General features: G+C 41.0%; 8 protein-coding genes. 1 reads left to right on the top strand and 7 read right to left on the bottom strand.

Going from position 1 to position 11905, the window contains the following annotated elements; all coding sequences use genetic code 11:
- The first annotated feature begins 18 nt into the window (after positions 1 to 18).
- Entirely contained in the window at positions 19 to 2310 is a 2292-nt protein-coding gene (locus tag FKG96_RS08145) for a GH92 family glycosyl hydrolase (RefSeq protein WP_149105307.1), read from the top strand.
- 84 nt (positions 2311 to 2394) lie between these two features.
- Here the strand turns inward: FKG96_RS08145 and FKG96_RS08150 are convergent, their stop codons facing one another.
- The 7 genes from FKG96_RS08150 to FKG96_RS08180 all read right to left on the bottom strand — a co-directional run bounded on the left by FKG96_RS08150 (position 2395) and on the right by FKG96_RS08180 (position 11842).
- Positions 2395 to 3699, bottom strand: a complete 1305-nt coding sequence (locus FKG96_RS08150) for a folylpolyglutamate synthase/dihydrofolate synthase family protein (protein ID WP_149105308.1) — start codon at positions 3697 to 3699, stop codon at positions 2395 to 2397.
- Between the two features lie 18 nt (positions 3700 to 3717).
- Complete coding sequence (locus FKG96_RS08155; RefSeq protein WP_013665501.1) at positions 3718 to 4536, bottom strand: hypothetical protein; 819 nt, start codon at positions 4534 to 4536, stop codon at positions 3718 to 3720.
- Positions 4537 to 4559: 23 nt separating this feature from the next.
- Positions 4560 to 4970 (bottom strand): biopolymer transporter ExbD, encoded by a 411-nt coding sequence (locus tag FKG96_RS08160; RefSeq protein WP_013665502.1) that lies wholly within the window; start codon positions 4968 to 4970, stop codon positions 4560 to 4562.
- Positions 4971 to 5060: 90 nt separating this feature from the next.
- Positions 5061 to 5762, bottom strand: coding sequence for a MotA/TolQ/ExbB proton channel family protein (locus FKG96_RS08165; protein WP_013665503.1), 702 nt, complete (start codon positions 5760 to 5762; stop codon positions 5061 to 5063).
- An 80-nt stretch (positions 5763 to 5842) separates the two neighbouring features.
- Positions 5843 to 6880, bottom strand: coding sequence for an HU-CCDC81 and SPOR domain-containing protein (locus FKG96_RS08170; RefSeq protein WP_130856380.1), 1038 nt, complete (start codon positions 6878 to 6880; stop codon positions 5843 to 5845).
- Positions 6881 to 6922: 42 nt separating this feature from the next.
- Positions 6923 to 8641: a hypothetical protein gene (locus tag FKG96_RS08175; RefSeq protein WP_246860252.1), complete on the bottom strand. Its 1719-nt coding sequence runs from the start codon at positions 8639 to 8641 to the stop codon at positions 6923 to 6925.
- Between the two features lie 54 nt (positions 8642 to 8695).
- Complete coding sequence (locus tag FKG96_RS08180; protein WP_149105310.1) at positions 8696 to 11842, bottom strand: tetratricopeptide repeat protein; 3147 nt, start codon at positions 11840 to 11842, stop codon at positions 8696 to 8698.
- Positions 11843 to 11905 lie beyond the last annotated feature (63 nt).

Consider the following 11905-nt stretch of genomic DNA (forward strand, 5'->3'; position numbering starts at 1 on the left):
AGCAAAAACTAAAATCTAATGAAACGCATTATCCTTTTATTTTCTATGTACTTTGTTACTTCCACGCTTTGTGGGCAGGAAGTGAAAACTGTGTCGAATCCTGTCGATTATGTAAGTACGCTTGTGGGTACCCTGTCAAAACACAGCCTATCAACCGGCAATACTTATCCGGCGATAGCTCGCCCTTGGGGTATGAATTTTTGGTCGCCGCAAACCGGAAAAATGGGCGACGGTTGGATGTATACATACGATGCTGATAAAATCAGGGGATTCAAGCAAACCCACCAACCATCACCTTGGATGAATGATTATGGCCAGTTTGCGATTATGCCGGTTACCGGGGCAGCCCGTTTTAAAGAAGATGACCGTGCCAGCTGGTTTTCTCATAAAGCAGAAGTCGCAACCCCATACTACTATAGTGTTTATTTAGCTGATCATGATGTAACAACAGAGATCGTTCCGACGGAGAGAGCAGCGCGGTTTAGAATGAGCTTTCCGAAAACAGACAGTGCTTATGTCGTAATTGACGCTTTTGATAAAGGATCTTATATCAAAGTGATTCCGAATGAGAACAAAATTATTGGTTATTCTACTAAGAATAGTGGAGGAGTACCGGAAAATTTCAAGAATTATTTTGTGATGGAATTTGATCGGGACTTCGACGGTGTTGCTGTTTTTAACGGAGAAACACTTCGAAGTGGAATTTTAGAGTCTACCGGAGAACATGTTGGAGCGCTGATACACTTCAAAACTAGCAAAGCAGGTGAGCAGATCAACATCAAAGTCGCTTCCTCTTTTATAAGTCATGAGCAAGCGACATTAAATTTAAAGGAGATTGGGAATAAGAGTTTTGAAACCTTGAAACAGGAGGGTAAGGATGTTTGGAATGAGGCTTTAAGTAGGGTAGAAGTAGGAGGGGGCAGTATTGACCAGGTGCGTACTTTTTATTCAAATTTATATCGTACACTTTTATTCCCACGCATGTTTTTTGAATATGATGCGAATGGAACGGTAGTGCATTATAGCCCTTATAATGGAAAAGTACTTCCGGGGTATATGTTCACAGACACAGGCTTTTGGGATACGTTTCGGTGTCTATTCCCATTCCTGAATCTCGTGTACCCCGAAATGAATACCAAAATGCAAGAAGGCTTGGTAAACGCGTATAAAGAAAGTGGGTGGCTTCCTGAATGGGCAAGTCCCGGCTTAAGAAATGTCATGGTCGGTAATAATTCAGCGTCTGTAGTGGCTGATGCTTATATTAAAGGTCTACGCGGCTACGATATTGAAACCTTATATGAAGCTTTGCTGCATGGGGCCAATCATGCCGGTCCGCTAACTGCGGTAGGTCGTGCAGGAGCTGATTTTTACAATAAACTGGGCTACGTGCCTTATGATGTAAACATCAATGAAAATGCAGCTCGGACTTTGGAATATGCCTATGATGATTTTGCCATATATCAGCTTGCTAAGAAATTGAATAAACCAAAAAAGGAAATCGAACTGTATAAAAAAAGAAGTTTAAATTATAAGAAGTTATTCGATCCTGAAACGGGTTTAATGCGGGGTAAAAATCAAGATGGAAATTTCCAAAAACCTTTTAATCCTTTCAAGTGGGGAGACGCTTTTACCGAAGGGAATAGTTGGCACTACACCTGGTCCGTATTTCATGATATACAAGGACTGATCGATTTAATGGGGGGTAAAGAAGCATTTGCTAATAAACTGGATTCCGTATTTACGTTGCCGCCTATTTACGATGATAGTTATTACGGGCAGGTAATTCATGAAATTCGAGAAATGCAGATTGCAAATATGGGTCAATATGCTCATGGGAATCAGCCAATTCAACACATGATTTATTTATACAACTATGCGAACGAGCCATGGAAAACACAGTATTGGGTTCGCGAAACCATGAATAGAATGTACTTGCCTACCCCTGATGGGTATTGCGGTGATGAAGATAATGGGCAGACCTCGGCTTGGTATGTGTTTTCAGCATTGGGCTTTTATCCGGTGGCGCCTGCAACCGACCAGTATGTTATCGGTGCGCCTTTATTTAAGCATGCTAAGATTAAATTGCCCACAGGGAAAGAGATTAGCTTGGATGCTCCTAATAATAGTTTAGATAACAGGTTTATTGATAAGCTTTTACTTAATGGCAAAGCCTATACTAAAAATTTCTTTTCGCATGAAGAACTGGTAAAAGGAGCAACCATTCAGTTTGAGATGGGCAGTCAACCGAACAAGACACGTGGTGTCGGAAACGAGGACGTGCCTTATTCGCTTTCGAGAGAAGGAAAATAATTTAGAGATAAAGAGGTGTCAAAAAAGTGTTATTCGAACGTAGCACTTTTTTGACGCCATCTTATATTATTACCCTAACAAATTTCATTGAAAGAGTGGCAAGGCTTCTGCCACCACAAAGGTGCTTCCCCCGATAAAAATCAGATCTTCTTTTGACGCGATTTGTCCGGCAGTTTCTACAGCATGCTGTACACTATCATAGGCCTCCCCAACTAATCCATAATTAGCGGCTTGTGACTGCAAATCTATTGCCGGAAGAGCCCGTTGGAAAGCGGGGCTACAAAAGTAGAAATTGGCTTCCTTAGGAAGCAAGGTTAGCATGTGCTCAAGGTCCTTATCGCGCATTACTCCAATAACCATATGAAGTTTTTCAAAGGGTGTACGGGTAATATTTTTGATTACTTCTTTCCAGCCGTCCTCATTGTGTCCCGTATCGCATATCGTTAAGGGTTGTGCCGACAACCTCTGCCAGCGGCCCATCAAACCGGTAAGTTTTTGAACCCCTTCTAAACCATCGACTAGTTCGTTTTCGGAAACGGTGAAACCAATTTCCTTCAATATACGGATCGTGCTAAGAACACCAGGCAGATTTTTCTGTTGATAGCTTCCTTTTAAATCCAAACACAGCTCCAAGGTCTCAAACGGCTTTTCTTTTTCAGGTATTGCTTTTAGATATTGGAACTCGGTGTCCACTGCGATTTCATCTATTTTCCATTCATCACTGGCGAAGAAAATGGGTGCCACCAACTCTTGTGCTCGATTGATAAAAACGTGTTCTATAGCTTGTTGCCGCTCGCTGATAACAATGGGCGTATGACTTTTTATGATGCCGGCTTTTTCATAGGCAATTTCCGCTAGGCTATTCCCTAACATGTTCATATGATCATAACCGATGTTGGTAATCAAAGTAACGATCGGGCTGATGATGTTTGTGGAATCTAACCGACCACCTAGGCCGGTTTCAATAACCGCAATATCAACATGCATATCAGCAAAATAACGAAAAGCCATGGCGACGGTAACCTCAAAAAAAGAAGGCTGTATCGTTTCGATCAACGATTGATTGTTTTTGACAAAATCGATTACGTAGGCCTGCGGTATCAATACCCCGTTAATTTTTATTCGCTCTCTGAAATCCAAAAGATGAGGAGAGGTATATAAACCGGTTCTATATCCAGCTGTTTGTAAAACCGCTGCCAGCATATGTGAGCTGCTCCCTTTGCCATTAGTGCCTGCTATATGTACAGCTTTGAATGCTTTTTCCGGGTTTTCCAAGGCGGCACAAAGTGCGCGAATATTTGTTAGATCTTTCTTGAAAGCAGAAGAGCCGTCCCGTGTAAACATCGGAAGACGGCCGTATAGATAATCAATTACCTCAATATAGTTCATGATATGGAAAACGAGTGCTTACTTTACTTTAAAGTTGAACACTACAATACCCGATTGAAATTCAGGTCCTCCGTCGGTTGCATTTAACCGTGCATTTCTGACCGCCGCCTCACATTTTTCCCAAAGTGAAGCGTCTGACAAGGTGGTGCCCTTAGCACCTGCTCTCGCACGGGTTACCACACCATTCCGATCTACTGTGATTTCTACCGCAATCCGACCGGAAAGCTGACCTTTATCTTCTATTTGCGGCCTTACTGCAAAAGATCTGTTGGGTAAGCCTACAAGGCCATTACCCGAGCCACCCTCACCGTAATTAGTGGCCATATTATTCCCTTGCAAACTACCTTGATTCCCAGGGGTCGATCCCGTACCATCGCCAACACCCACTCCTTTGTTCTTCTTGCCGGTATAAAGGGCGTTGGGGTTAACGGTCGGTTTGCTTTCCTTCTTCTCCGGTGTAATGGTAGGTGTAGTAGATGTCGGTTTTGCTTTCTCTTTAGTCACCACGGCGGGGGCATCCTCTACGTCTTGTGTAACCACTGTTTTATCATTGGTTTCTTGCGAGGCTACCGGTGTAGGTTCTTCATTTGGTACAACTTTATCAGGTCGTGTTTGATTAGCGTTGGGATCCATTGAAGGCTCATCCAAGCTCATATAATCATCGCCCATTCCCTCGTCGACGGTACCATAGTTCACAATTAACCCGCCGGTTCCAAACTCAACAGCTGGTTGGCTCAGCATCCAAAAAAAACTTAACAGCAGGAACGCAGCAAATACGCCTGCCGATATTGCGAAAGCTTTGGGGTAATTGTTGTCTTGTTTATGCTGATGATTCATCGCACACTCTCCGATTTAAATGCCTAACTCTTCTCTTTTGGTTCGGTGGCCAAAACAAGCTTTATTTTTAACTTATTGGCAATGTCCATCACCTGAATCACATCTTCAATTGCTACTGTTCTATCAACATATAAAAGCACGGTCAATTCCTGCCCTTCCTGTACATAACTTTGTAGGGTGGGCATCAATTGATCGAGCAATACTTGCTTTTTTTCTACAAAGTACTGCAAATCTTTATTAATTGACAAGCTTATGGTTCGTTTAGCTACCGACTGCTCTCCCGACTGTGACCTGGGCAACAAGAGTTTCACTACTTGAGGGTTGGCAACTGCCGAGGCCAATAAAAAGAATAGTAGCAAAAAGAACATGATATCGTTTAAGGCCGATGTGTGGACCTCTGCAGCTGGTCTATGGTGTCTTTTTCTTAAATTCATTGGAAATACATTTTTGAATTAATGGCCCTGAACATTACCGGTGCCTGAAAGTTTCAAATCTCAGTCGAAGAAGTAATGCCAAAAACCAATTTAGCTGCCTGGTTCGTCCAATAGATCGATAAACTCAATGGCATCTGTTTCCATGCGAAGAATTAAACGGTCAACCATCATATTCAATATATGATACCCTACATAGGCAATAATACCGATAATGAGTCCGGATGCAGAAGTAATCATTTTTGTATATAAACCTCCGGATACGGTGCCGATTTCAATTACTCCTTTTATGGAGACCTCATGGAAAATTGTAATCACCCCAATGATTGTACCAACAAAACCTAGCATTGGCGCAATACCTGCAATGATACCTAATATATTAATATTTTTCTCAAGTTTTGATACTTCCAGTTTACCGACGTTCTCAATCGCTCCTTCAATATCTTTAATGGGTCTACCGATACGGGTAAGCCCTTTTTGAAGCATGGCCCCTAAAGGTCCGTTACTATTCCTGCAAAGCGCCAATGCGGCCTCCAAACGGCCCGACATGATGTTCTGCTTGACCTGAATCATAAGATTCGAATCATAACGGGAAGCTTTTTTTATGGTCAAGTACCTTTCTATAAAAATTACCAAACCCAAGAAAGCGAGAATGGCGATAGGAATCATCACCCATCCTCCTTTAATAAGCAGGTCTAACAAACTTAAATCTTCAATCGGTGCAGTAGAAGGGCCCGGTGCGGTAAGCATCGAGTCCAATGTAGCGGGTGTGTCTGTAACTTGTAATAAAAACATGTTTTATAAATAATAATTTTGTTTTACACTGTTTGTTTAATATCGGTACCAAGATAAAATTTATTCCCGGCATTTATACACTAGGGATATATATATGCTTCTTTCGTTATCTCGTTCCTAACTTTTTCCAATTGCTCCTTTGCAGCCTCTTTAGTTGGATAGGACCCATAACATATCTTTTTTCTATTATTGGGCATATTGCTTTCCAGGACAAATGCATTAATACCGATCGTTCTAAAATATTTTGCTTGTTCAATCGCTAATTTCATGGTTTTAAACGAGCCGATTACAATTGAAAACGGTTTTTCTTTTGATGCCTTTCGTACAAGCGGCTCTTTTTCCTCTTTAGATACACGCTGATTCAGCGAATCGGCTAAAGAGTCGGCCGGAAGGCCGGTTGTCGTTGTATCTGGTAGGTTAGTGGATGTGTCCTTTGCTGTGTTTGCTGAGCCATTCGTTGTATCTTTCAAGGCAACGTTAATTTCGTTTTGATGCGGCGGAATACCGGGCTCCTGACGCTTCCAGAATAAAAATGCAGCTAGCCCGATAGCGATAATGCCGGTTACTACCCAAAGCCAAACATTATTATTCGTTTCCCTTTGGTTCGCTACGGTCTCATAGCTAATTTCAGGCTGTTCCGGCTCAGTAGGAATCGCAGGTTCTTGTAGTATCGTATCGGGCTGTTCCTGTACAGCCGGTAATTCTTCCGGTAAAGACTCTTCTTTATAATCATCCACCGGCTGTAAGCCCCAAAACGATTGAAGTTCTTTTGAAACCAACGTATACGTTCCATCCATTTGCTTTAGATAACCTATTGGCTCTAACTTCGCTTCACCCTGTTCGTCAATATCAGTCAGCAAACGATTTACTGTTTTATCGACAACGTCAATTGCTTCCTCATTGGATAAGTGCATGGATTTAGCAACATAGTCAACTAGGTAATTATCGGTCGTTGCGTGAGGAATGAGCGAATAGCTGCTTGTAGGAGGCAAAAACTTTTCTAATTGCTCATCGTATCGAGCTGCAATGCGCGCTTTGGTAAAAACACCAATACCCGGTACCCCGACTTGTGGATGTATAAGTAAGAGTTGATGCAAGTATTGGCCTAAATTAAACATTCCTTCTTTCGTTTGAGTCGGCAAATTTAGAAAGCTTAACAATTAAAACGAAACGTTTACACCGCCTATTATATTAAAGCCTAAGCGTGGGTAGTATAAGAAGCGTTCATAACCTTTGTTTAGTAAATTATTTCCCCTGACGTATACGCCAATCTGCTTTGTAGCGCGGTATTCCAATCCGGCACTAATATCAACAAACGATGGCATGGATACAGTAACAGGTGCATTTGGATCTGTACCGCTTACACCGGCATATTGTTGATAACTTTTAGCTTTCATCGCATCGTTGAAGAAAAGCTCGCCATCTATGTATACCTTTTTGCTGATATTGATCCGAGTATTAGCAGCGAGGCGCAATTTTGGAATATACCAAGCTTCAGCTTCATTTTCCAAATCATACTCGTTAAACAATAAATTACCGCCTAAGCTGACCGCTTCAGATACGCGGACGTTAATATCTCCTTCTAAACCAAAGACTTTATTCTTTTCTCCACGATCGTATATGATATCATATCTTGAAGGTGAATTAGGCTGAATAGCGTAAAAAGGCAGGTCGCTGATTTGTTTGTAAAAGACGCCAACTTTATAACCAAAGGTAGCGCCGGCATTGCCTTTTAATCCTCCAAAAACGTGCAGTTTTTCCAACATATTACGTACAACTAGGCTATTGCTTGTTGTGTCCAGGAAAGGGCTTTCCGTAAGAAAAGGGTTTTCATTAGCTAATGACCGGAATGAGGTTTTAACCACATCTCCCTTCACACCGGCATATATGCTCGCATATTCTGGCACTAAGGCGAAATCAAAGTCGACAGTTGGGAAAATATTGTTTCTATTCTCTTCCCCGCCAAATTCGCTTACTAAAGTAGCTCCCAAGGTCAATTTATAATTCTTTCCCTGAAAACGGATATAGGAATTCAAACGGGCGATATGATTTCCTAAGCTTAAGTCATTACTCTTGAGACTGGTAAAATCTCCCGAAACATTCGCCCCCACATTAAAAGCGTTAACTTTTTTGTTGATGTTGGCACTGAGGGCAAAGGAATTTTCTTTCGTTGAGAAAGCATTGCCGAACAGGTATCCATCTACTTTAAGCGAATAGCTTAACAACTCTTCGTTATCCTCATAATTACTGTTCAATTCTCCTTTAAGGTAAAGGTCGTTATAATGCTGCTTCGTAGGGTCGGTGTTTAATTCCGGCTGAAGGGGAACAAAACCATAATATCGCGTTGCATAACGATTAAAGCCGATTTCTCCATTCAACGTTATTCTGTCTAAGATACTTCTTCCGAATAACCCGATTTTTTGCTCGCTAAAATTCTGCCCCTCGTAATCCGATCCTTTTTGACTGAGGTGTTTTGCAAAACCGCCTACTTGAAGTGCTTGATCTTCACCGTTACTAATGTAGACCTCCCCTAAGAGGGTGTTAAAGTTTCCGGCCCCTATTTTCGCGTAGTTATTGGTTAATATATCTGGTCGCATCGCAGGCAATTGTTGTATTTCTAAGCGATGTGTTCCCGTATTGATATCTAGTTTTCTGTCGAAAACAGAATAGTTAAGTTTAGACAGGTATTTACGATTATTCGTGAGGTCGGGACTTTGTCTGATTTTTACCGCATCAGCCAAAATAGGTTTGTAGTCCCGAACAACTTCAATTTCCCCTAAATTTCCTTTGGCTTCCTCTTGCGGTACTTGCTCTTCTTCTTGCGCAAACGTAACGAAGGAACAAAAACCTAAGCCGATTAGTAATGTATATTTTAACATTGAAGAATTCAATATCATGGTATTTCGTTATTTAGATAGTATGAATGAACTTATTTATAAAGCTTGTTTCTCAACCGCGGATGAATCTAAAGTAGTACTGTCAGTTTCCGTACTGTCTACCGCAGTAGAATCGCTTTCTGTTTTTACACTATCTGTTATTTTCTTAGTATCTATTTTTTTTCCGGTTAATTTTTCTAAACGTTCTTTTGCTGTAGGAATGATATCATCTTTACCTTCGTAATTCTCGATAATACTCTGTAATGTACTTTTCGCCTGGAATTCATCTTTTAGTTTTGTATAGCAGTCGGCTAATAAAATAAAGCTTTTCGCAACCCAGTAGTCATAAGACGGCATATTCTTAATTAAATCGAAAGCGGTTTCCTGAGCGGCTTTATATTCGCCAGCTTCATATTGTAACTTACCGATATTGTATTTTGCTTCTGCACCGACAATCGTTTGGCTGTTGGCTACCGCCTGATTTAATTCCTTTCGGGCAGTGCTTAAGTCGCCTTTTAACATATGCGCTTTTGCAGCATAAAGATCTGCTTTTGCCTTATCCTCAACAGAAGACTTTTCATATTCCTTCACATATCGCGCATACATAAGCGTATTGTCAAAGTCATGAATATTGAAATAGGCTACCATCAGGTTATTGATGGCAAAGTTATAGTGCGATTTATACTCAGCAGTAAGCTCTAATTTTTTCAGTGGTGCAATCGCCTCGTTATATTTCTTTTGATCAAGGTATAAATTGGACACACTCAATAAGGTTCGTTCTGTGTAGGCACTTGTCCAATCGTTCAAAATAATGTTAAAGTCATGCAGAGCTTCTTGCGGATGCCCGGTTTTGTACAAACTTTCCGCGCGGATGAAACGTGCAAATTTTTCCTGTATCGGTTTCGGAAATTTATCGAAATAGGCATTCACTGCTTCAATAGCTGCTTGATAATCACCTCTGGAGAAGTAATTGTTTGCTACTTGAAAAGTAATATTGTCTTGTTCAGCCGTCGACAAATCACCAATGGCCGTTGTGCCGGCATAATCCAAGAATCCTTGCGCATCCCCTTTATCAATATAGATATTCTGTATCGACTTTAACGCCTGTTTTGCTTCTTCTGTTGTTGGATATTGTTCAACTACTCGTTGAAAGGTTCTGACCGCAGCGTCGTTGTTGTCGCTATTGTACTGAACCAAACCAATGGTGACAAGTGCTCTCGGCACGTAGCTACTGCGTGGATATTTCTCAATCATATCCTGTAAACCTTGAATCGCTATTTCATTTTCTCCCTTAAGGAAAAAAGTATAGGGTATCTCAAAGTTTGCGTCGTCTGCATAGTTGGAATTGGGATATCGCGCCAATAAATCCGTCATAATACTGATCTTGCCATCGGCGTCGCCCTGTAGGCCCCTGATAATACCACTCTGAAACAAAGCATAATCCTGTGTTTTAGCTTTTGTACTCATGAGCTTATTGTACTGCTCCATCGCATTACCATAATCCTTCAACATAAAATATGAATCGCCTAAACGCGCAATGGCATCATTTCTTGTATTCAGCTCAATGGGCTCTCCACTATTTAGAAATTTAGCAAAATAGTTGGCAGAAGTACGATAATTATCGTTACGGAAGGCCGCATAAGCAAGTGCATAATTGGCGTAATTATAAACGTCTGTGTTTTTTGCTGCCGGATACTGCAGAAACTTGCTGAAATTTGTTGTGGCTTCACCGTATTTTCTGACTTCGTACATCGCTTCCGCTTTCCAATAGGTTGCTAAAGCTAGGAGTTCCGGATCGTATGGGTTCTGTTCAGAACGCATAAAGATCGAAATGGCATTTTCAAAAGCCCGCTCATTGTAATATTCCAAACCGCGGAAGTAAGTCACTTTTTGATAAGCGGCATTTGCCTCTTTGGTCCTTTTCGGAATGGATTCCAGGATATCCACTGCCGATCGATAATTCTTTGTACTCAATAAAACCTCTGCCAGCAACGTTTTCGCCTCGTCGAGGTTTTTAGAACGTGGGTAGGTTTTCAAGTACTCTTGGGTGGCGTCTAAGGCTACTTGGTGAAATTCCAGCTCATAAGACAACTTAGCGTAATTCAGCAGTCCCTGCTCTTTCATGGAAGGATCAAAATCAAGTTTCGATGCTCTGAAAAAAGCATTACGAGCACTCTCTTTGTTGCCTAATTTTAAAAAGGAATCCCCTAAAATGATCATTCCGCTTTGGAAATAAGCGTCCGGTTCCGTTAACTTTTCCAGTTCTTTAATAGCTTTCTCATAATTGCCATTCTTGTAGGCAATATATCCTATCTGATAATCATCTTGATTATTTTGGGTCTTCCCTTGATCTTGGGCTTGAAATTTGTCATAGTATTCTTTCGCCTTGGCTAAGTCGTTCTTGGCAAAGTAGGTGGCACCTACGATACGGAAGATCTCTGTTTCGTTCTCTTGTTTAGTTCTTTCTAAAATGGGCAGTATATAAGAAAGAACATCATCATAACGTTTGTCGAGGAAGTAGAGCGCCGCGATGTAGTATGGATAGCTGTTCTCGTATGCTTTTGATCCCTTTAAACGCTCAAATTCTTTTAATGCGATTTTATATTCCGCATCCAGGTAGGACAGATAAGCATAATAGTAGATGGAAGCCTCTTGATATTGGCCTCTTTCTTCCTTTAGGCGCTCAAATAAGGGTTTTGCTGCTTTATAATCTTCTGTCATAAAGAGCGAATAACCCAATTTGAAGCGATATTCGGTGTTTTCGGAACCGCTTAGATTTCCACCGTCTAATTTCTTGAACCATTCAATCGCTTTCGGATAATTCTTTTTTGCAAAATAGGATCGTCCTACCTGAAAGTAGGCCGCTTTCGTATTGGCACTTGTTGGATGATCTTTTATGAATTTTAGAAATAGGCCTTCGGCATCGTGATTGCCTAATTCAAGCGCACAAACCGCTTGATAAAAACGTGCATTTTCTTTCAGTAATGAAATTTGGTCACTTTCATCTTGTTGTATAGTCGTATTGGTACGAATGGTTTCAACTTTACCAAGCTGGTTATAAGCCGAAGCATATTTTCCCCTTTCGTACAGCTCCATACCTGTTTTATAAGCTTGGTTAAGAGATTGCCAAGCACTTTGTTGGGCGAGGGCACTGCTGGCGAAAAGACTAAGTGCTAGACTAATACGAGTGAATTTATTAAACATGTTGTTCAAATTCTTTTTATGCTAAATTAATGGGATGTTATGAAGTTTTGTACACTATTACTT

Source organism: Olivibacter sp. LS-1 (assembly GCF_008245145.1).
GTDB classification, from domain to species: Bacteria; Bacteroidota; Bacteroidia; order Sphingobacteriales; family Sphingobacteriaceae; genus Olivibacter; species Olivibacter oleidegradans.